The sequence below is a fragment of the Pseudomonas hydrolytica genome, from assembly GCF_021495345.1.
Taxonomy (GTDB): Bacteria; Pseudomonadota; Gammaproteobacteria; order Pseudomonadales; family Pseudomonadaceae; genus Aquipseudomonas; species Aquipseudomonas hydrolytica.
The window spans coordinates 1,863,447-1,885,563 of record NZ_CP099397.1 but is presented as its reverse complement, the minus strand read 5'-3'; the positions used below and the strand labels follow the sequence as shown (position 1 = coordinate 1,885,563).

General features: G+C 63.6%; 11 protein-coding genes. 5 read left to right on the top strand and 6 right to left on the bottom strand.

Going from position 1 to position 22,117, the window contains the following annotated elements:
• Positions 1 to 36: 36 nt before the first annotated feature.
• From L1F06_RS08685 to recQ, 4 genes are all read right to left on the bottom strand, one after another.
• Complete coding sequence (locus L1F06_RS08685) at positions 37 to 2,133, bottom strand: motility hub landmark protein FimV (RefSeq protein WP_252576752.1); 2,097 nt, start codon at positions 2,131 to 2,133, stop codon at positions 37 to 39.
• A 284-nt stretch (positions 2,134 to 2,417) separates the two neighbouring features.
• On the bottom strand, positions 2,418 to 2,849 hold the full coding sequence (locus L1F06_RS08680) for a MarR family transcriptional regulator (RefSeq protein ID WP_003243479.1): 432 nt from the start codon (positions 2,847 to 2,849) through the stop codon (positions 2,418 to 2,420).
• A gap of 146 nt (positions 2,850 to 2,995) precedes the next feature.
• Complete coding sequence (locus tag L1F06_RS08675; RefSeq protein ID WP_129483583.1) at positions 2,996 to 4,156, bottom strand: GGDEF domain-containing protein; 1,161 nt, start codon at positions 4,154 to 4,156, stop codon at positions 2,996 to 2,998.
• Between the two features lie 81 nt (positions 4,157 to 4,237).
• On the bottom strand, positions 4,238 to 6,370 hold the full coding sequence (gene recQ / locus L1F06_RS08670; protein ID WP_129483584.1) for a DNA helicase RecQ: 2,133 nt from the start codon (positions 6,368 to 6,370) through the stop codon (positions 4,238 to 4,240).
• A 165-nt stretch (positions 6,371 to 6,535) separates the two neighbouring features.
• Here recQ and L1F06_RS08665 point away from each other — a divergent pair, with 165 nt between their 5' ends.
• The 4 genes from L1F06_RS08665 to lapD all read left to right on the top strand — a co-directional run bounded on the left by L1F06_RS08665 (position 6,536) and on the right by lapD (position 10,539).
• Positions 6,536 to 7,123, top strand: a complete 588-nt coding sequence (locus L1F06_RS08665; RefSeq protein ID WP_003243474.1) for a UPF0149 family protein — start codon at positions 6,536 to 6,538, stop codon at positions 7,121 to 7,123.
• Positions 7,124 to 7,172: 49 nt separating this feature from the next.
• On the top strand, positions 7,173 to 7,571 hold the full coding sequence (locus L1F06_RS08660) for a YbaN family protein (protein ID WP_012018301.1): 399 nt from the start codon (positions 7,173 to 7,175) through the stop codon (positions 7,569 to 7,571).
• A gap of 162 nt (positions 7,572 to 7,733) precedes the next feature.
• A complete protein-coding gene (gene lapG, locus L1F06_RS08655; RefSeq protein ID WP_003243472.1) occupies positions 7,734 to 8,414 on the top strand; it encodes a cysteine protease LapG in 681 nt (226 codons plus the stop codon).
• 184 nt (positions 8,415 to 8,598) lie between these two features.
• Entirely contained in the window at positions 8,599 to 10,539 is a 1,941-nt protein-coding gene (lapD, locus tag L1F06_RS08650) for a cyclic di-GMP receptor LapD (protein WP_129483585.1), read from the top strand.
• Between the two features lie 67 nt (positions 10,540 to 10,606).
• Here lapD and L1F06_RS08645 read toward each other — a convergent pair whose 3' ends face one another.
• Together L1F06_RS08645 and L1F06_RS08640 are read right to left on the bottom strand one after the other, a co-directional pair.
• Positions 10,607 to 10,948 (bottom strand): hypothetical protein, encoded by a 342-nt coding sequence (locus L1F06_RS08645; RefSeq protein WP_003243469.1) that lies wholly within the window; start codon positions 10,946 to 10,948, stop codon positions 10,607 to 10,609.
• Between the two features lie 122 nt (positions 10,949 to 11,070).
• Positions 11,071 to 20,286 carry a retention module-containing protein gene (locus tag L1F06_RS08640; RefSeq protein WP_252576751.1) on the bottom strand — a complete coding sequence of 3,072 codons (9,216 nt, stop codon included), beginning with the start codon at positions 20,284 to 20,286 and terminating at the stop codon, positions 11,071 to 11,073.
• 447 nt (positions 20,287 to 20,733) lie between these two features.
• Here L1F06_RS08640 and L1F06_RS08635 point away from each other — a divergent pair, with 447 nt between their 5' ends.
• Positions 20,734 to 22,089 carry a TolC family outer membrane protein gene (locus tag L1F06_RS08635; protein ID WP_096826777.1) on the top strand — a complete coding sequence of 452 codons (1,356 nt, stop codon included), beginning with the start codon at positions 20,734 to 20,736 and terminating at the stop codon, positions 22,087 to 22,089.
• Positions 22,090 to 22,117: the final 28 nt, after the last annotated feature.

Genomic DNA, 22,117 nt, shown 5'->3' with positions numbered 1-22,117 from the left:
ATGGCGCGGCCTGGGTGAAGGGCTCGGCGACCGCGGTCAGGCGATTTCTGCGAGGAGCTGGCGCGCGGCCCGCTTCTGCTCGTCATCACCCTGATCGATCACTTCGTTGAGGATGTCGCAGGCAGTGGCCAGATCGCCCTGCTGGATGTAGGCCAGAGCCTGGTTGAGCTTGGCCATGTGCTGGGGATTGCCCGCCAACTGGTCGATGTCACCCTGCAGGGCCGCGGTGGCATCGGCTTCACCGGCGAAGGCGTCGAGGAAGTTGTCGTCCAGCGCCTCATCCGTGAGCACCATCTCCATCTCGCCGAAGGCGCTGAGACCACCGCCTTCGTCGGGCATCTCGAACACCTCCGGCAACTCCTGCAGATTGCTGGAGAAAGACGGATCGAACTCGGGCTGGGCAGCGGCCTTGGGCTTGCTGCGCGCCGCAGGGAACGGGCTGACCAGGTCCCAGTCGGCATCCAGCGACAGGTCGTCGAGGTTGAGCTGGAAATCGGGCTCGGCAACGGGCTGCGCCTGGGCCAATGGCTGCTGCACCTCGGGCTCGCTGGCCTGGAACGGCTCCGCATGGTGCAAGCCGGGATGGCGAGCCTTGAGCGCATCGATGCGCGCCTCGTCGAAGCCTTCGGCACGCAGCACGGCCTCCTCGCGGGCAAAGCCTGCGCCATCGCCGAGCTGCGCCAGCACCTCCAGCAGGCGGAAACGCAGATCGCTGCGCTGCGGCTCCAGGGTCAGCGCCTTGCTCAGCTCGCCACGCGCCTCGTTGATGCGGCCATAGGCGATGTAGACATTGGCCGCCTCCAGCGGATCGACCGGACCCGGCGCCCGCTGCACAGCGGGCGCCGGCCTGGCAACAGGCGCAACCACCGCCACCGGCTCAGGTTCCGACTCCGACTCAGGCGTCGCAACGGCCGCGGCCCGCGCCTGGGGTGCCGGGGCCTGTCGCTGCGCCTTGGGCTGCACCTGAACCACCGGCCCGGCCTTGTCGCGTCGGCGCGCGGCCCAGAGCATGGCGCCGAGCAACAACAGCAACAACGCCACGCCCCCGGCCAGCAACAGGGAGAATCCGCTACGCTCGGCGGCCGCGGGCTGCGAAACGGGTTCGGTGACGACAGCAGGCGGTTGCGCCGGTGCTGCGGCGCTGCTCTGCTGCGTCAGCTCGGCCAGTTGCGCGTCCTTCTGTACCAGTTGTTCCTGCAGTTGCTGCAGCTGCAGTTGCAGTTGCGCCAGGCCCTGCTGCAGCTGCAGGTTCTCGGCGGCCTGGTTGGCCAGCTCCAGATCGACCTGGCGCTGTCTCTCAAGCAACTGCTGCAGGCTTTCCGTCTGTTCTGGAGTCGATTCCTGCGCCGCCAGCGGTGCACTTGCAGGCTCGACCACCGGCTCCGCCGCGGCAGGGGCTTGGGCGGCAACCGGGGCTGCAGCGCTCGCACGGGCGGCATCGGGCAGCAACAGCTGTGCGCCGGCCTGCAGGCGGCTGGGATCGCCCCCCGCGAAGGCGCTCGGATTGAGGGCGAGGATGCCCTCCATCAGCGCCTGCTGCGACAGCGTACTGCCCTGCTCGCGGAGTCGAGCCGCAATCGACCACAGGCTGTCGCCACGAACCACCTGATGGCGATGCCCTTGCGCAGCGCTGGGGGCAGTGACGCTTCTGACCGGAGCAGCAGCCGGCGCTGCAGCACTGCTTGACTGCGTGGGCGCCGCTGCATTGGAGGCCGCCACGGCGGTGTAGGCAGACGAGCCCGGCGGATCGAGCAGCACGGTGTACTCGCGCAGCAGCTGACCACCCGGGCGCGCCACTTCGACGATGAAATTCAGATAGGGCTCACGTACCGGGCGACTGGAAACCACCCGGATCACGCTGCGCGTGCCGCGCAGCAAGGGCGTGAAACGCAGGTCGTTGAGAAAATAGAAGCGCTCGACACCCGAGCGACTGAAGACTTCGGCCGGTGCCAGTCCCACGCGCAGATCCTGCGCACCGAGATCGCCGACCTCAAGCAACTCGATCTCGGCTTCGAAAGGCTGATTCAACGCCGAATGCAGGGTGATCTCACCCAACCCGAGCGCCGGCGCCATGCCCGAATAGAGCGCAGAACCCGACGCCAAACCCAACATCAACTGACGCACCCGAGCCATGTGACCTCCAGGGTTTTCCAGGCTCGAACGCCGCCTCCTCAACTTCCTGTATGAGCATCCCATGGCCGGGAGGCTGGCGCCCTGAACAAAGGGCCGAGCGCGGTGACGAAGTCCCTGTCGGGGCCGGCTCGTATTGCATTATGGCTACTAATTCACAAAGTAGCGGACTGGTCGCTAGTTTGCCGATGAAGTCATAATGCCATCAAGGCTTGACAGTCAAAATTTGGACGAAAAAAGACGAACGACCGAGAACCGGCCGAAAAATTGACATCGCTAAGGTGAAGTTACTTCAGCAGGTTGCCCAACACCCTGGCGTGTACCTGCTGACAGCGCCGCAGATCTTCCTCGTCGATGCCGGCGAACACTTCCTGACGCAGCTGGGTGGAGATCGCCTCGATCTTCTCGATCAGCGGCTGCGCCTTGGGCTGCAGGGCGATCTTCTTGGCCCGGCGGTCCTCCGGCACGGCGACGCGCGTCACCAGCCCCTGAGTCTCGAGACTGTCGAGCAACCGCGCTAGGGTAGGCCCTTCGACCCCCACGCTCTGCGCCAATTCGCGCTGGGTCGGCATCTCGGTGAATCGCGCCAGGTGCAGCAGCACCAGCCAGCGCGCCTGGGACAGGCCGAGGCCGACCAGGCGCCGGTCGAGTTCGGAGCGCCAGGCACGGGAGAGTTGGGCGACTTGCATGGCGAAGCGGTGTTGATCGGGGTAGGACATGGGCAAGCGGACTCATACAAAGGTCAAAAACTAATTATTAGGTAGCTAGCCATAACCCTTTGCATAGAGCAAGCCCAGATTGTGGCCGAGCGTTTCAGGATGCGACCAAGACGCCCCGTTACGTCCCGCTCACGAACGCGATGGCGTCAGGCCGCCACCTGGTTACGCCCGAACGCCTTGGCCTCGTACAGGGCACGGTCCGCCTGCTCGTAGATCTGGCTCAACTCGCCCTCGGTGCCGGGGCTGAGGCAGGCGACGCCGATGGACATGGTCAGCACCGCTGCACTGTCGGAACTCTGGTGCGGAATCCCGGCCGCCTCCAGTGCCTGACGCAACGCCTCGGCGCGCTGCCTGGCCTCGTCGGGACCGATATCGAACAACAGCAGGGCAAACTCCTCGCCGCCCAGACGCACCCCCATGTCCAGCGGGCGCCGGGCGGCCTGCTCGATCAGCGCCCCCACCCGCTGCAGCGCGGTGTCACCGGCCTGATGGCCATAGTGATCGTTGTAAGCCTTGAAGTGGTCGATGTCGCAGAGCAGCAGTGCCAGCGACTGCCCATCGCGCTGCGCCTGGCGCCACAGACGCTCGAACTGGCGGTTGAAGCTGCGCCGGTTGTGCAGGCCGGTGAGGCTGTCGCGGTCGGCCAGCAGGCGCATCAGCCGGCTGATGAGAAAGTACTCGCGCGACTTGTATTCGAGCAGGTAGCAGCCCACCGCCCCGATCAGGTTGCCGAACAGCAGGAACAGCACATTGTTGATCAACCGCGGTAGCGGCAGGCCAGCAAGCCACTCGGCGCCGATGTAGGCCAGCAGTACCGCCAGGGCACAGCCGAGCGCCTCGCTCAGGCGCAGGCCGACGAGGAAATAGGCGGCCATGCTCACCAGCAGCAGCCCCTCGTACGGATAGCTGGGGTCGGCGTCATGGGCGATGCCGACGATCACCGCAGCCCCAATACCCAGGGCGAGGATGCAGGCCATGCTCAGCGGCAAGAGCAGGCGGATGTACCGGCGCTGCAGGATCAGGCCGCCACAGCCCACCAGAATGACCAGTACCAGCACGCGCACGGCCAGAATCCACCCCAGATGGGGCGGCTGCACCAGCATCAGGTCCAGCGCGGCAAGGGCCAGCCAGATGACCATCGCCGTGCTGAGCGCGATGCGCTTGAGCTCGAAGCTCTCGTCCAGTAAATGGGTGCGGTATTCGCGCTCCAGTACACGGGAGAAGCGCAACCAACGGAACCCCAGGCTGAGCTGGTCGGCATAGGGGCTGGGGCGAACGTCATCTAGCCAGGCGTGATAAGTGCGCACCGTTACCTCGTTCAGTGGCGGTCTGCCCCACACCTTAGCTGCGTCATCGCCGTGCCGCCAGCACCATTCCGGCACGCCGACTCACAGCTCGAACTCGGCCTGCAGCGCCGCGCGCACGCAGTAGAGCACCGCTTCGTCGACGCGGCCGGCGAATAGCGGAGCGATCTCGCCTACCGCAGGCAGCTCGCCCTCGCCGTCGAGAAAGCTCTCCTGAATCTCACCCAGCAGGTCTTCCGGTAGGTCCAGCGCCTGTTCCAGGCTCAGCTGCTGCGCGGAAATCGCCTCGGCCAGCAGGCTGTAGACGTTCTTTTCGGAGCAGTTCAGCTGACCGGCGATCTGCGCCGGGGTCATGCCGGCGCGTGCCAGGCTGACCAGTTCGTGACGCAGATCGGCCACCGGAGCCGGCGCCTCGTCCGCGCCGCCCCCATTGAGCACTTCCAGGAAGGCCTGGCCGTAACGCTCCAGCTTGCGCGCGCCCACGCCGCTGACCTCGGCCATCTCGCTCAGCGAACCGGGCTGGCTGCGCAGCATTTCCAGCAGCGTGGCATCGGGGAAGATCACGTAAGGCGGCACGCTGTGCTCCTCGGCCAGCTTGCGCCGCAGGCTGCGCAGCGCTTCCCACATGTCCCGCTCGTGGCCGCGCACCAGCTGACTGGCGGCGCTGCTGGAGGCCTTGGCTGCCTGCGCGGGCTTGGGTTCGCGGCGCAGCTGCAGACCGACCTCGCCGCGCAGCAGCGGCCGGCAGGTCTCGCTCAGGCGCAGGCCGCCGAAGCCGTCCAGGTCGACGTCGGCCAGGCCGCGAGCGACCAGCTGGCGGAACAGGGTGCGCCACTCGACCTCGGAAAATCCCTTGCCGATGCCGAACACGGCCAGGTGCTGGTGCCCGGCGGCGCGGATCTTCTCATTGTCACGACCGAGCAGGATGTCCACCAGATGGCCGACGCCATAGCGCTGGCCGCTGCGGTAGATAGCCGACAGCGCCTGACGCGCCGGCTCGGTGGCGTCCCAGGTCTCGACGCCATCAATGCAGTTGTCGCAATGCCCGCAGGGCTGCGGCAGTTCCTCGTCGAAATAGGCCAGCAGCGCCTGGCGACGGCAGCGGGTTTCCTCGCACAGGGCGAGCATGGCGTCGAGCTTGTGCTGTTCGATGCGTTTGTGGCGCTCGTCGCCCTCGGAGTTGGCCAGCATCTGCTTGAGGAAGATCACGTCCTGCAGGCCGTACGCCATCCAGGCATCGGCGGGCAAACCGTCACGCCCGGCGCGGCCGGTTTCCTGGTAGTAGGCCTCCAGCGACTTGGGCAGATCCAGGTGGCAGACGAAGCGCACGTTGGGCTTGTCGATGCCCATGCCGAAGGCGATGGTCGCCACCATGATCAGCCCTTCCTCGTTGAGAAAGCGCTTCTGGTGATAGGCGCGCAGCTCGTTGGGCAGGCCGGCGTGATACGGCAGCGCCGGGAAGCCCTGGCTGCTGAGAAAGTCGGCGACCTCCTCGACCTTCTTGCGCGACAGGCAGTAGACGATGCCCGCATCGCCCTTGCGCGCCGCGAGAAAGCCGAGCAGCTGCTTGCGCGGCTGATCCTTGGGCTGGATGCGGTAGAAGATGTTGGGCCGGTCGAAGCTCGACAGGAAGCGCTCGGCGTTGTCCAGGTGCAGGCGCTGGACGATCTCCTCGCGGGTGCGCTTGTCCGCCGTGGCGGTCAGGGCAAGGCGCGGCACCTGTGGGAACAGCTCGGCGAGCTGACCGAGCTGCAGATACTCGGGGCGGAAATCGTGCCCCCACTGCGACACGCAGTGCGCCTCGTCGATGGCGAACAGGGCGATATCCAGGCCCTGCAGGAAACTCAGCATGCGCGGCTGCACCAGGCGCTCGGGGGCCAGGTAGAGCATCTTGATCTGCCCACGGCGAATGCGCTCGGCGATCTCGCGCTGCTCATCCGCGCTCAGGGTGGAATTCAGCGCCACCGCCGCCACACCCAGTTCCTCGAGCGTCGCCACCTGATCGTCCATCAGCGCGATCAGGGGTGAAACCACCACCGCCAGCCCCTCACGCATCAACGCCGGGACCTGATAGCACAGCGACTTGCCACCACCGGTGGGCATCAGTACCAGGGCATCGCCGCCCGCGGCCACGCGCTCGATGATCGCGGCCTGGTTGCCGCGAAAGGCGTCATAGCCGAAAACGTCTTTGAGAATGCGCAGGGCGTGGTCGAGCATGAAGGCCTCCGAATCGAGCCGCGCATTATGCCGCACGATGGCGCTCAACAGGCACCTGCCCGTCCGAAGCCGCAGTTTTAACGCCGCCCGGCCCTGCCGCTATGGCCGCTGGGGCGCCTGTGGACTAGAATCCAGCCTCGTTTACTCCTTCAAGGTAGCCCCACGATGTCCTTCGCCGAGCAATTGTCACGCCTGCAAGCCTTCCTCGATGCCGACGAGCTGCACGAAGAGGCATTGGACTACGTGGCCGCCCACGGCTACCTCACCGCCCTGGCGATCTGCCCGGACCAGGTACCCGAGCGCGAATGGATCGACGCCCTGTTCGCCGAGCCGCCGCACTACCGCAGCGAAGCCGAGCGCGAGGAGATCGAGAACACCCTGGTCCACCTCAAGGCGCACATCGCCCGCCAGTTGGCCGGTGAAGAGGAACCCGAACTGCCCTGCGAGCTGGACCTGGGCGAGGACCCGGACGACTCCGATCTGCGCGGCTGGTGCATCGGCTTCATGGAAGGCGTGTTCCTGCGTGAAGCCGTGTGGTTCGAGGACGCCGAGGACGAGGTCAGCGAGCTGCTGCTGCCGATCATGGTCGGCTCCGGCCTGTTCGACGAGCAGCCCGAGTTCGCCGAGATCGCCCGTGACCGCGATCTGGTCGACAGCATGATCGATCAGATTCCCGAGTTGCTCACCGCCCTCTTCCTGCTGTGCCAGGCACCGGAAGAGAAGCCTGCGCTGCTCAAGCCCCGCCAGCACTGATCGTACGCGGCAGGGTCTGGCGCCCTGCCGCTGCCCTCACGATCCGCCCATGCCGCGCGAAATCCAAGAAAGCCGTCACCGCAGCGTTCGCTATCTGCTGCTGGCCATCGGCTGGCTGAGCGTAGCGCTGGGGGTGATCGGCATCTTCCTGCCGGTACTGCCTACCACGCCTTTCCTGCTCCTGGCCGCGGCCTGCTTCGTGCGCAGTTCCCGGCGTTTCTACATCTGGCTGGTCACCCATCCCAGGCTGGGGCCGTGGATTCGCGACTATCTGGAGGGCCAGGGCATTCCGCTCAAGGGCAAGGTCTACGCCCTGGTGCTGATGTGGGCCAGCATCAGCTTCTCCTGCTATCTGGTGCCCCTGGTCTGGGCGCGGGTATTCATGCTCAGCAGCGCCGTGCTGGTCAGCCTGTACATCCTCAAGCAGAAGACCCTGCCCAATCCCTGAATACGCTGCGTAAGCCCAGCGGCATTCCCTCGGCTTGCAGAATGCGGCTTGATCACTTCATCGACAACCTTTTGACACCGCTTTCGGGCTCTGGCGAAGCGGCCGGCAAAAAGCCGACACCTCGCCTAGACTCTGCGAATCGAGCCTGGAGACGACGACCCCATGCGAAGGCTGCGCGTTCAGGGATGGCGGTTGCGGCTGCTGATCCTGTGGATCGGCGGCGGGCTGCTGGCCGCGCTGGCAGCAGCCGATTGGGACTTCGCCCTGATCGTGAAGAACGCGGAAAACCGTTACGGCAACCTCGGGCCGGCACGCAAGCGCATTCTCGACTGGCAAGACCTGATCAAGAGCAGCGCCAGCCTGAGCGAGGCGGACAAGCTCAACGAGGTCAATCGCTTCTTCAACCGTACCATCCGCTTCGTCGACGACATTCAGCTCTGGCGCGAGAACGACTACTGGGCCACCCCCGTGGAGATGCTGGTCAAGGGCGCCGGCGATTGCGAGGACTACTCCATCGCCAAGTACTTCACCCTGCGTCGCCTCGGCATTCCCAGCGAGAAGCTGCGCATCACCTACGTCAAGGCACTCAACTACAACCAGGCACACATGGTGCTGACCTACTACGCCAGCCCCACCGCCGAGCCACTGGTGCTGGACAATCTGATCAACGACATTCGCCCTGCCTCGCAACGCAAGGACCTGCTGCCGGTGTACGCCTTCAATGCCGAAGGGCTCTACCTGGCGGGTTCCAACACGCGCAAGAGCGATACCAAGAAGCTCTCCCGCTGGCAGGACATCCTGAAAAAAATGCGTGCGGAGGGCTTCGCCATTGGCGAAGGCTAAAAGGCCGATGAAAACGTGAGCGAGGCAGGCAAGACAATACCGATGGCGGCCCCGCAAAAACGGCCGAAAAACGGTCGGAGTCGCGCTCGACTTTACGAGCTGTAAATGAGCATTTTGAGGCCGTTTTGAACGGAGTATTGCCAACGCAGGTAGTTTTTCAACGGCCTGCTAGGAGGAAAGATCCATGTCCCTACTAAAGCAACTGTTTCTCGCCATCTGCCTGTTTCTGGTAGTGGCCTTCACCGGCAGTTTCATCGCCGGGGTGGAGAGCTCGCGCGAACAGTTGATCAGCCAGTTGCGCTCGCATGCCCAGGACGCCGCCACGGCGCTGGGGCTGTCGATGACGCCGCACGTGGACGACCCGGCGATGATCGAGCTGATGGTCAGCTCGATCTTCGACAGTGGCTACTTCGCCAGCATCCGCGTGGTGCGCATTCCCGACGACAGCGTGATCGTCGAGCGCACCACCGAAATCAGGCCCGAAAACGTGCCCGGCTGGTTCGTCGATCTGGTCGATCTGCAGCCCCAGGGTGGCGATGCGCTGATCATGCGTGGCTGGGAACAGGCCGCCAGGGTCGAGGTGCTCAGCCATCCGCAGTTCGCCCTGGCCAAGCTGTGGGACAGCGCCCTCGGCAGCCTGTTCTGGCTGCTGCTGTGCGGCCTGGTCAGCGCCGTGCTCGGTGGCTGGCTGCTGCGCACACAGCTGCGCCCGCTGGACAACATGGTGCAACAGGCGCAGGCCATCAGCCGCCGCGAGTTCCTCACCCTACCCCGCGTGCCCCGCACGCCGGAGCTCAAGCGTGTGGTGCTGGCGATGAATCAGATGGTCGACAAACTCAAGACCCTGTTCGCCGAAGAAGCCTCGCGCAGCGAGAAGCTGCGCGAGGAGGCTTATCAGGACAGCCTCAGCGGCCTGGCCAACCGCCGCCAGTTCGACATCCGCCTGAGCAACCAGCTGGTGGTCAGCGAGCAGCATCCCGACGGCTACCTGCTGCTGCTGCGCCTCAACGACCTCGGCGGCCTCAACCAGCGTCTCGGCGGTCAGCGTACCGATGCACTGATCGCCGCACTGGGCGATGCGCTCAAGCGTTTGCTGGAGAGCCCGGGCCGCAGCGAGTGGCTCGCCTCGCGCAACCGCGGCGGCGAATTCACCCTGCTCGCGCCGGGCCTCAATCGCGACGACGCCGAGCGGCTGGCCAGCGAACTCAGCGACATGCTGGACAACCTGCGCCAGACCGGTGCCAGCGACTGCAATCCGGTGGCGCATATCGGTATCGCTGCGTTTCGCCCCGGCGAGGACGCCGGCGCCGTGCTCGGTCGCGCCGATCAGGCCCTGGCCCAGGCGCAGAGCAATGCGGACAGGTGCTGGGAGCGCCTCGACGACTTCACCGCCCAGAACAATCAGGGCCTGCACGACTGGCGCAGCTGGATCGATGATGCGCTCAGCCAGGGCAAGCTGCAGCTGTACTTCCAGCCGGTGGCCGAATGCGCCAACCGCGATCGCCTGCTGCAGCACAAGGTGCTGGCACGCCTGCTCGATCCGCAGGGCGAAGCCATCGCCGCCGGGCGCTTCCTGCCCTGGATCGAGCGTCTGGGATGGGCAGCGCGTTTCGACCTGGCGATGCTCGAGCACAGCCTCACCCATCTGGCCCAGCATCCGCAGCCACTGGCGCTGAGCCTGTCAGCTGCCACCCTGCGCGACGAACGAAGCAAGGCACGCCTGCTGGAGATGCTGCGCAACCATCCAGAAGCCGCACACCTGATGACATTGGAGGTGGACGAGCGCCACCTGCCGCCGCCCGCGGAGCTCGAAGCGCTGAGCCAGAACGTGCGCGAAGCTGGTTACAGCCTCGGCCTGCAGCACTTTGGGGGACGCTTCAGCCTGATCGGCAACCTGACCCATCTCGGTCTGGCCTACCTGAAGATCGACGGTACCTACATTCGCGCCATCGACCAGGAGAGCGACAAGCGGCTGTTCATCGAGGCGATCTTCCGTGCGACCAACAGCATCGATCTGCCGCTGATCGCCGAGATGGTGGAAACCGAAGGGGAACTCGAGGTGTTGACGGAGTTGGGCATACACGGCGCCATGGGCCGTCTGATCGGCGCACCGGCGCCTTGGTAGCAGGAAGCGTAGTCAGCCATCTGAACGACGAAGCAGCGCCTCCCGGTGCATCCGGGCTGGCGCCTGGTCACACCAGGTTGTGTTCGTCGTCGCCAAGCAAACCGCTGAGGCCCTCGATCTCGGCACGAGCGATGGCTCGCTGATCGAGCTTCTGCCGCGCGGCTTCGGGCAGGTCGGTGTAACGGATCACGCCGCGCTCGACCAGCACGCTGACCACGTCTTCCAGTACGCGAACCAGCTCCAGGTCGGACTGCTTGAGGCTGTCCAGACGCGCCTTGACCTCTTCCTTGGCGGTCAGCCAGGTGTGCAGCTCCTCGCTCTCGACTGCCAGATTCTCCGTCATTCCCTCGAAGGGCTCGTATTCGACCCGCAGCAACCGCCCCGCGGCGTCGCGCTGTACATAGACCATCGGTGCCTCCAGCAAACGCCCATGAAAAAGCCCACCGCCCCGAATGGGCAGCGGGCTTACTCTAGTTGAGAGCCGGCTCGGTGAAAACTCCAACGCGCACTTCCCTGTGCGCAGCTATCGTCTCAAGCCACCAGTTGCTGGTTATCCAACATGCCCTGGATGATGTCGGCGGCATTGCCCATGCCGCCACCAAGCAGGGTGTTCTCCAGCGTAATGGTCTGATCGATGGTGGAGGCGTCAGCCACGTTGCCGGAGCTGGAAACGCTGATCACTGTATTGGTGGCCGTGAAGCTGAAGCTCAGATAGTCATCCAGCACGTTGGCGTTGCCGGAGTCGCTCACGCCCACCAGCAGATCGGACAGATCCAGCTTGTCGCCCAGGCCGAAGTCCTTCACCACATCGTGGTAGTTGCCGCCACGGTCGCCAGCATTCCAGACGAAGGTGTCCTTGCCGCTGCCGCCGAACAGCACGTCGTTGCCGGCGCCACCGATCAGGATGTCATCGCCACCCTGGCCGAACAGCCAGTCGTTGCCGGCACCACCTTCGAGCACATCGTTACCACCGACGCCCGGCACCGAGGCGCCCAGCTTCTCGGCGTTCAGGCGGATGAAGTCCATGATCTGCGTCTGGGTCGGAGTCGCGCCCAGCGTGATGGTCAGGTGATCGACCAGCACCTGGTAACCCGGCGCCTTGCTGGCGTCTATCCACAGGGTGTTGAGCGAATCGCCGAACAGGTAATCGTCGCCGACACCGGCCACCAGATGATCGTCGCCCAGGCTGGCGTAACCACCGTCGGTGGAGCTGCCGGGATCGAGTACCGCGAAGAGCTGGCTCGGCGTGGTGACGATCTGCGGCTCGCCTACCGCGCCATTGACGGTGTTGCCACCGCTGAAGGACAGCGACCCTTGACCCGTCACATCGGTGTTGTCAAAGAAGCGCAGGACATTGCTGTTGACGCCCGTTCCGATGCCGATGGCGTGCACCTCGGCACGCGCCATCAGTATCGTGGCGCCATCCAGAGCCCGGTTGACGTCATTGAAGTTCACCGTGCTGCCGCTGTTGCTGTTGTCGCCGTTGAAGGTGGTCGGGTCACCATCGGTCAGGAAGTAGGCCAGGTTGTTGTAGCCGTTGACTTCCACCCCGCCGAACCAGGCATTGGCCTGCTGCATCGCTGCTTCGTAGTTGGTGGCTCCCGACGCGGTCAGTGCCATCAGCACGTTGTTCGGCGCCGCCAGGGCCGTCTGGATCTGCGCCAGGGTTCCGCTGAGCAACAGGCTGGCGCTGGACGAGAAGGAGATCAGCGCGATGTTGATCTGGCCGGTATGGGTGCCCAGCTTGCCGATGAAGGCATTGACCGCATCCTTGAGCAATGCCAGCCGGCTGCCATAGCCTCCCGAACCATCCGGATCGTCCGCCATGCTGCCGGAGCGATCGAGGATCAACGCGATGTTGTAGTTCTCCGCCGGCTTGACCACCGGATCGGCCGCGCCGCCCAGGTCACCGACCAGCACGTCGTTGCCGAAGGTCCCTTCGATAGCCCCCTTGCCATCATCGAACTGGCTCGGAACGTGGTGGAGCACGTTGGAGCCCTGCTCGTCATCGGCATTGCTGCCGACTACCAGCACCGAGCGGTCACCGCGGATGCAGATGTCCAGGTTGGCCGAGGCACGGTCACCGTCGCCGTCGCTCACCACGTAGGTGAAGCTCTGCGTCAGCTGCCCGCTGGGGCCGAAGCTCAGGCCGCTGTTCGCGGCAAAGTCGAACTGCCCGGCGTTGTCGCCATCCAGATGAATCTTCAGCGTCCCGGTCGCGGTGTTGAGGGTCAGCTCGGCCGTCATGGCATTGAAGCTCCAGGTGACCGAGCCGACACCACTGACCAGGATGCCATCGCCGGCATCGTTCAGGCTGAAGGTCTGACCATCGACGCTGACCGACTCGATACGTCCGAGGCCATCGGCGCCCAGGCTGTCATTGGCCAGCACGTCGCCGGAGACACTGCCGCCCAGGTCGGCCAGATCCAGCAAGGTCGCGGACAGGCTGGCAGGCGTGCTGCTGATCACCGAACCATCGCTGGCGATCTGCCCCATGAAGCTGCCCGTGAAGCTGATGCCCACGGAGTGCGCCGTGAAGCTGTTGGTGGCACTGTCGCCATCGCCATCGACGTTGCCGATGAAGTTCGTCCAGTTGTTGGCGATCCAGGTGGTCAGCGTCGCGCCCTGCGCCCCGACGGTGGGTTCTCCATCGGAGATGAAGTACAGCTTGTGCTGCTGCGCAGGATCGGCGCCCGGTACGCTGATGTCGCTGAGGACCTGCGCCTTGGCCACGCTCAGGGCCTGCTCGTAGTTGGTGAAACCACTGGCGGTAAGGCCGTTGACCGCCGTGAGCAATGCCGTGTAACCCGCATCACCCACCGAGCTGAAGGTGAAGTCACCGATTTCCGCAGCGCCCGAGTTGAAGGTGATCAGGTTGACGTGCACCGGAGCAGAGAGGCCGGCATAGCCCTGGGCGAGGTTGATGACCGCCTGTTTGAGCGCTGTCAGCTTGTCACCGGCCATGCTCAGCGAGATGTCCAGCACCAGAGTGAGGTTCACCAGCGGCGGTGCGGACTGCACGATGCAGTCGGGCTTGTCGTTGGCCGTGATGGGCACGTCGTCTTCGATGAGGATCTTGAACTCGCCCAGCAACGTGGTGCCACTGCTCGGCTGCAACATGCCGGTCAGATCCAGGGTGAGCATTTCCTCATCGTTGCCGTCACCCTGCGGATGATCCACCGGGCCCTGCAAGTGGAAGGTGAAGCTGCCGTTGGGATTGAGGGTCACGGTAAAGATCGAAGCACCCCCGGCCGTGGCCAGCAGCTGATTACCGTCGACCTCGTAGACCACCGGCTTACCACCTGAGGTGAGATTCGGCAGGCTGCTGGTGTCATTGCTCCAGCTCACCGAAGGCGACTCACCGAAAAGCAGACTGGCAATGCTGCCGGCAGCCTGGGTCCCCACACCGTCATAGTCGCTGTTGCCACCCGCCAGTTCGTCCTCGTCGACCTGGAAGATCACCGGAGTGGCGTCGACGAAGCAGACATCGAGCACGGTATGCAGCGGGTCGCCATCGCCATCGGTCATGCTCAGCTTGAACTGCAGTTGCAGATCCGGCGGCAGGAACTGGCGCTCGACTTCCAGGGTGAGGATACGGTAATCGCCGTTGGCCGCACCGAAGCGCAGCTCGTTGAACCCGCCGGCCAGATCGGCCGCACTGTAGCCGGCATCGAACTGGGCGTGACTGAGCAGATTGAAGGTGGTGACCTCGTTCTCGCCCGTGCCGACCGGCGGCGAGTAAGTGCCTTGAGCCAGCAGGTTGCCGTCGGCATCGTAGGCTTTCCAGGTCAGCTTGTCGGCGTTGTTCAGGTTCTGCGCGCGGAACTTGTCGATCAGCAACGTGGCGTTATAGACCTCCTCGCTGAACTTCAGGGTGACGACATCGGAGCCCTTGATCAGGTTGTTGTTGACCCCCAGCCCCTGGTTGGACGGGTTGACGTTGTCCGGGTCGTTGTTGGCATTACCATCGGCACCGGAAATCGTCAGGCTGAAACCGTCCGCTCCGGTCAGGGTGAACGACGGGGTCGGGCCACCGGCGCTGATCTGCCGGAAGTCGTACTCGACCGTAGTCACCGGCCGTGCGTTGACCAGTTCGAAGGTATAGCTGCCGTCTGCCTTGACCGTAAGAATGAAGAACACGTCACCGCTGGAGGTGGTAGCCGTCAGCGTCGAGCCGCCATCGTTTCCGGGCTGCACGGTGTAAATTAGCCCACTGCCCTCCGGCGGCTGACTGCCTGACAGATCGAAGGCGCCGAAACCATCGGAGCCGAAATCGACCTGCAGCTGGCCACTGACGATCAGACCCGATATCTCGGCAGCCTGCAGGCACTCCGGTTCGCTGAGCAGTACGGGACCGTCGTCGTCGAAGCTGAACATCGAGCTATTGGCGTTGGCCAGGGAAATATCGGCCGACGCCCGCACCTCGTCGCCATCGCCATCGACACGCACCACCTCGTAGCGCAGACCCAGGCTGTTCTGCCCGGTCAGCAGCAGGTCCACCGACTCGTCGAAGGTGCTGTTATCACCATGACGAATCGCCTCGTACAGCGTGGTCTGCAGCTGCGGCTGGCCATTGACCTGCACCAGCTCGATACGCAGGACCGGGTCGCCGCCGTTGGCATCGCGGCCCACTACGGCGCCTGCTTCCAGATACAGGGTGATCGCCCCGCCTGCGGTGGAGGACAAGGTGGTGGCCAGGCCGCCAAGGGCCGGGAAACCGACGAAGCTCAGCTGGCCGGTCAGACTGCCCTGCCCGTCGCTGCCATAGTCGCCGACCGCCTTGAACAGCGCGGTCAGGCCACCCTCGATGCTGGTGACCGAACGCGCCAGGTGCGGAGGTGGGGTGTTGCTGTCGGTCTGACTGTAGGCTTCGCCGACTTCGCTTTCGCCTGCGGCATAGCGATCGCTGGCGCCAACAGTCTCGTCGAGGCTGACCTTGAGCCCGGCCAGATCGGCGGTGAGGCACACCTCGACGGTCTGCTGTGGGCCGTCGTCGTCGAAACTGAATACCGAGCTGTTGCCATCGGCCAGGGTGACACGTCCCGAGGCGGTGACCGGGTCGCCATCAGCATCCGTGCGAGTCACCTGGTAAAGCAGTTGTAGCGGGCCGCCAGCGGTGATCAGCAGATCGATCGACTCGTCGAAACGGCCATCGTTGTCGCCGTGACGAATGGCTTCGAACAGGGTTGTCTGCAGCTGCAGCTCCCCGCCGCCTACATTGACGATCTTGATGGTAAAGACGGTATGCCCCTGGGTATCGATGCCATTCAGCGTATCGCTGCCTGCGGGAACCAGCTTGATGGCTCCACCATCGGTAGCCTGCAGATTGGTGAGCAGCCCACCCTGGGGAACACCGACGAAGCTCATGCTGCCGACCGTCGTGCCTTCCCCATCCGCGCCGTAGCTGCCGCTGATCGAGAACAGAGACACCAACCCGCCGAGCACATTGGTCTGGACCTGGGCCAGGGCATTGGCCGCGTCGTCATTGACATAGCCGTCATCGGAATCATTGGCGGCATAGCGATCCTGGTCGCCCACCGTCTCATCCAGCGCGACCTTGAGCAGACGTGCAGCGTCAGCCAGCGCATCCACGCCAAGCGTCGGCACATCGTCCTCGATATTGATCACGAACAGACCGCCAAGGCCTTTGGGGAGCAATAGCGGGTCGCCATCGCCGTCGGTGATTTTCAGCAACTGGGTGAAATCGATGCCGAAGTAGCCATTCGACGACCACAGCTCGCTGTCATTGCCATCGGCCAGCGGGTGGTCGATGGGCCCCTTCAACTCGAACTTGAAGGCGCCGTTGGCGTACACCGTCAGCTCGAACACCGGGTAGCCCCCCGCAGCCGTGGCGACGAGCACACTGGCCGGTTGACCATCGACCATCTGCTCGCTGACGACATAGCTCAGCGCCTCGCCACCGGACTTCAACCCCTGCGGGCTCAGCAGGGCGATCGCAGCATCGGTTTCGACCAATTTGAAGACACCGGGGCCGTCAGCACCAAAGGCTACAAGCGACGCCAGGGTGCCGGCGCCGTTGGCCGTGCTGACCACTAGGGTCTGACCACTCTCCTGATTGCCCTGATTGGGAGTCTGCAACTTGTCTTCATGCACCGTGCCGCCAAGCTTGCCGCTCCAGGTGGCCTGAATATTGACGTCGTTATAGTCGTTGTCACTGTCTCCGTTGTTGACGTCTTCCCAGTTCTGATTGCCTGGCGCGGCGTTGTCCTGAACATGGGACTTGCTGCTGGGATTGAGCGCCGGATTGTCGAACAGCGTATGAGCCCCACCAGCACCATTGAGCGGCGTGGCACCAGCAAAAGCTTTCCACTGCCCATCCACTTGCTGGAAGGTTACCGCGGTACCGTTAGCGACTGCGTTAAAGCCACCATTGGGAATGATGAAGAAGCCAACCTGGCTCGGGTCCAACCCATGAAGCGTGATCGAATCGCCGCCGCTGAGATTGGTGGTATTGCCCCATACGATCTGACCACTGAGCGGTATGCCATCCGGGCCCTTGATGTAGTAGCCATAGCTGTTGAAGTAGGAAGCGTCGCCACCCTTGTAGGTCAGGGTCAGGCTGTGGCCGTTGGCACCATCCACCAGCTCGGGCACGTCGTCCTGCACATTGATGACGAACAGACCGCCTGCATCGACAGGCATTTGCAAGGGATCGCCATCCCCATCGGTCGCGGTGATCAACTGGGTGAAATCAATGCCGAACACGCCGCCGTTGGACCACAACTCGTCGTCGTCACCATCTTTCACCGGATGATCGATGGGCCCCTGCAGCTCGAAGTGGAAGCTGCCGTCGGCATTGACTGTCAGGGTGAACACCGGGTAGCTACCCAGGCTTTCCGCCGATACGGCGGTCAAGGTGGAACTGACCAGCTTGCCGTCGACGATGGTTGGCACCATTTCGTAAACCAGCCCCTCGCCACCGGACGTCAGTCCCTGGGCATCCAGCAGCCCCTCGGCCACGCTGCTTTCGACCAAACCGAAGGCACCAGGGCCGTCAGCGCCGAAGGAGACCAGCGACGACAGGTTGCCTGCACCGCCAGCGGTACTGACCACCAGCGTCTGGCCTCCGTTGTCGGGATTACCTGTATGCGGCAGGGAAAGCAGGTCCTCATGGACCGTTCCGCCAAGGGCCGGGCGCTGTGGATCGACGGGTTTCAGCACCGGGACATCGTCTTCCACATCGATTACGAAGCTACCAGCCTGGAAGCCACCGGCAATCGGGTCGCCATCACCGTCAGTGGCAATCAATACGCCGGAGAAATCCAGCACCAGGTTGTTGCCACCAAGGGTTTCACTGTCATCGCCATTCTGCAGCGGATGATCCAGCGGACCCTGCAGCAGGAACTCGTAGCTGCCATCGGTACCCACCGTCAGGGTGAAGATGGTCTTGGCCCCCGCCGTTGCCGTCAGCGTGGTGCCATCTGCCGAAACCGCGTAGCTCAGTGCCACGCCGCCCGAGGTCAACCCCAGGTTCTGCAGGGCTGTCAGCGCCCCCGGCTCGGTACTCAGCTGGAAACCACCGCGACCATCGGCACCGAAGTTCACCAACGCATCCAGGGTGCCGGCACCGCCGCTGACGCTCAGCACCTGATCGTTGCCTTCGGCATTGCCCGGGGTCAGGGCGTCCTCATGCACCAGCCCGACGACACGCGGGCCTTCGCCGTTCTCGCCGGCCTGCACCGGGACATCATCTTCCACATCGATCACGAAGCTGCCAGCAGCAAAGCCACCGGCAATCGGGTCGCCATCACCGTCGGTGGCAATCAATACGCCGGAGAAATCCAGCACCAGGTTGCTGCCACCAAGGGTTTCACTGTCATCGCCATTCTGCAGCGGATGATCCAGCGGACCCTGCAGCAGGAACTCGTAGCTGCCATCGGTACCCACCGTCAGGGTGAAGATGGTCTTGGCCCCCGCCGTTGCCGTCAGCGTGGTGCCATCTGCCGAAACCGCGTAGCTCAGTGCCACGCCGCCCGAGGTCAACCCCAGGTTCTGCAGGGCTGTCAGCGCGCCCGGCTCGGTACTCAGCTGGAAACCACCGCGACCATCGGCACCGAAGTTCACCAACGCATCCAGGGTGCCGGCACCGCCGCTGACGCTCAGCACCTGATCGTTGCCTTCGGCATTGCCCGGGGTCAGGGCGTCCTCATGCACCAGCCCGACGACACGCGGACCTTCGCCATTCTCGCCAGCCTGCACCGGGACATCATCTTCCACATCGATCACGAAGCTGCCAGCAGCAAAGCCGCCAACTACCGCGTCACCATCGCCATCGGTTGCAATCAGTAGACCGGAGAAATCTAGCCTGAGACTGGAATCGCCAAGTGTTTCGCTGTCATCCCCATCAGCCCTTGGATGATCCAACGGGCCCTGAAGCGTGAACAGGAAGCTACCGTCCGAGTTGACGACCAGCGTGAAGATCACATTACCGCCAGCGGAAGCCGTAAGCGTGGAGCCATCTGCAGAAACCGCATAGGTCAGCGGAACCCCGCCAGATGACAATCCCTGATTGGTGAGGGATTCCAGTGCCGCGGCACTGCCGTCGAGGGAAAAGCTACCGCGTCCGTCGGCGCCGAAATTGACTAGAGCGTCCAGCGTGCCTGCCCCGCCAGACACGGTTACGGTCTGCTGCGCTCCTTCGGGGTTGCCATTGCTCAAGGCATCTTCGTGAACCAGACCTTCAACCACTGGCCGAGCACCAGGCACGCCTGCCAGCTCGGGCGTATCGTCATTGACACCTAGCGTCAGACTGCCGGTAGCCGAGTTGCCGATACCATCGGTGATGACGTAGTTGAAAAGAAAGAACAGATCGTTCTCGTCGCTGCCGCCAGGCAAAGGAGCCGGGTGATCGAGAGGTGCAAAAATGCTGAACTGGTAGGTACCGGTGGAAAGATCCGTAAGCTGCAGGGTGAATACCAGAACGTCCCCGGCAAAGGCACTGAGGGTCAAGCCGTCGGCACTGACGCTATATACGAGCGGTACACCCTGAGAGGTGATACCCAAGGCCGAAAGGCCGTCGGTGCTCCACGCGAAGCTTCCGATTCCGTTAGGACCGAAGCTGTAGCCTAGAGACCCGGTAACAACCGTGTCCTCACCTGCTAGATCGTTAGGCCCTCCTGCGATACCCCCAGGAAGACCATCCTCGTCCACGGCGTTACTGCTCTGGCCCGCGCTCGGAAAGCCAATGATGGCCGGCGGTACCGGATCGGGAGTGACAATGGGTTCCCCCTCCGGAAACTCCGGCCCACCCGGCAGGCCCGCCGTGGGAAAACCGATCACCGGGTCCAGTGCTCCCCCGACCTCGTCGAGCAAGACGAAGGAATGTCCGCCTCCGGCGCCGCCCGCTCCGCCGCCAGCGCCCGGGCCGGCAGCGGTGGCCTCGCCCTCCAGCGTCGGGTCGACACCCGCTTCAATGGCCGCCTGCAGGCGTTCGACGTCGGTAAGGTCGGCATCGCTGGGAGCGGCAGGAGGAGCTTCGGCGACCGGGGCTTGCGACTCACCGCGGTAGGCGAGCATCTGGGCGTCCAGCGTCATGCTGCTGTCGCGCCCAAGGGTCAGTTGCTGGCCGTTGGTCATGGTAACGGCCACGGCGCCGGAGGCACCGGTTACCAGTTGCTCGCCCGCGTAAACCCGATCCCCTTCGCTGATCGGCCGGCGCGATCCATCGCTCGCTACCGCGAACACCTCGCCGACAACCTGACTGACGACACCAATGAGAGTAGCCATGATTCCATCCTCACTACAGCTGCCGACCACCGCCGACACGTACCTAGCAAAAGGGTCAGAGCACCTTTTTCACAACGGGAGGAAGAACCAAGACAACTGATCGAAATGGAACGGCGCAAAATCCAAAAAACGCTAATGACAAAAAAATGTCACCACAACCTGCGTCGAACTACTCCATCAGATGAATCCCCGCCTTTTGATGCCTGACTGCCCATTTCAGCGATGCAACCCATAGAAAATGAGGAGCTGAACCGCTCATAGGCTCAAACAATGTGCTGCTTTTCGCAGAGTTCATAAGATTTTTTCTGAATATAGGTTGTGAAAAAATCTTCTTAGCTTCTCCAAAAGTTGTTCTTAGCTGTGATGTTACAAGCCTGAAACGGTTTGACAGGGAAAAAAGCCATTTTTTTGGCGACAGGATAAGAACTTCAGTAAGGAGAAACGCCAATGCGCACCTTAACCCCGCTATGGAGCGCCATGTTTTTGGCGACTGTCTGCAGTCAAGTGCAGGCCATGAACCTGTCGGAGGCTATCCAGAGCACGCTGGACAACCATCCCGAGATCCATGCCGCAGCCAACAGCCGTCTCTCATCGGATGAAGACGTGAAATTCGCCAAGGGTGGCTATCTGCCGACCGTCGACCTGCTGGTGGGCTATGGCCGAGAACGCACCGACAGCCCCAGCACGCGGGCTCTGGGCGACCACAACAAGGAAACCCTGACCTATCGCGATGCCGAACTGCGTCTGCGGCAGATGCTGTTCGACGGTTTCAACACGCCCAACGAAGTGGCACGTACCCAGGCGGTGGTCAACTCGCGCGCCTATCGCCTGCTCGGCACCTCCGAGAGCCTGGCATTGCGTACGGTCGAGGTGTATCTGGACGTATTGATGCGCCGCGAGATGGTCGACCTGGCGCGCAACAATCTGCAGGCGCACCAGCGCATCAACGATCAGATCGGCTTGCGCAGCCGTCAGGGCGTGGGTAGCACCGCCGATCTCGACCAGTCCGAAGCGCGTCTGGCACTGGCGCAGAACAACCTCTACACCGAGCAGGTCAACCTGGCCGATGCCGAAGCCAACTTCTTCAGCGCTGTCGGCCGCCTGCCCGACCAGCTCGAATCGCCCGCCTCGATCAGAGGCAACATGCCGGCCGATCTGATGGCGGCCCGGCAAACCGTGATGGATAACAATCCCTTCCTGAAGTCGGCACAAGCCGACGTACATGCCGCCGAGAAACAGTACGAAGTGGCCAAGTCGCCCTTCTACCCGCGCTTCGATCTGGAGCTCGCCACCACCGCTGACGACAACGTGCAGGGCGACGAAGGTCACTACAACACCTGGCGGGCCGCCGTGGTGATGAACTACAACCTGTTCAACGGCATGCGCGACAAGGCCCGCCTGCAATCGGCCGCGCATCAGATCAACGAGTCGATGGACATTCGCAACAACGCGCTGCGAGTGCTCAACGAGAACCTCTCGCTGGCCTGGAACGCCATGGAAAACGCCCGCCTGCAAACCCCCAAGGCGCGTGACTACGCGGATTACACCGCGCGCGTGCGCGAGGCCTACCAGCAGCAGTTCAGCCTGGGCCAGCGCACCCTGCTCGATCTGCTCGACAGCGAAAACGAACTGTTCACCGCCAACCGCCGCTACACCGAGGTTCGCTTCAGCGAGGAGTTCTCGATGTATCGGGTGATTGCGGCAATGGGTGATCTGCTGCGTCAGCAACAGGTCGTAGTCCCGGCACAAGCCGTAGCCCTCACCGACGTGAAGAGCGAGGCGCGCTTGCCGGATATGAAGTAATACCGGCTCGAGGAGTAGTAGAAATTGA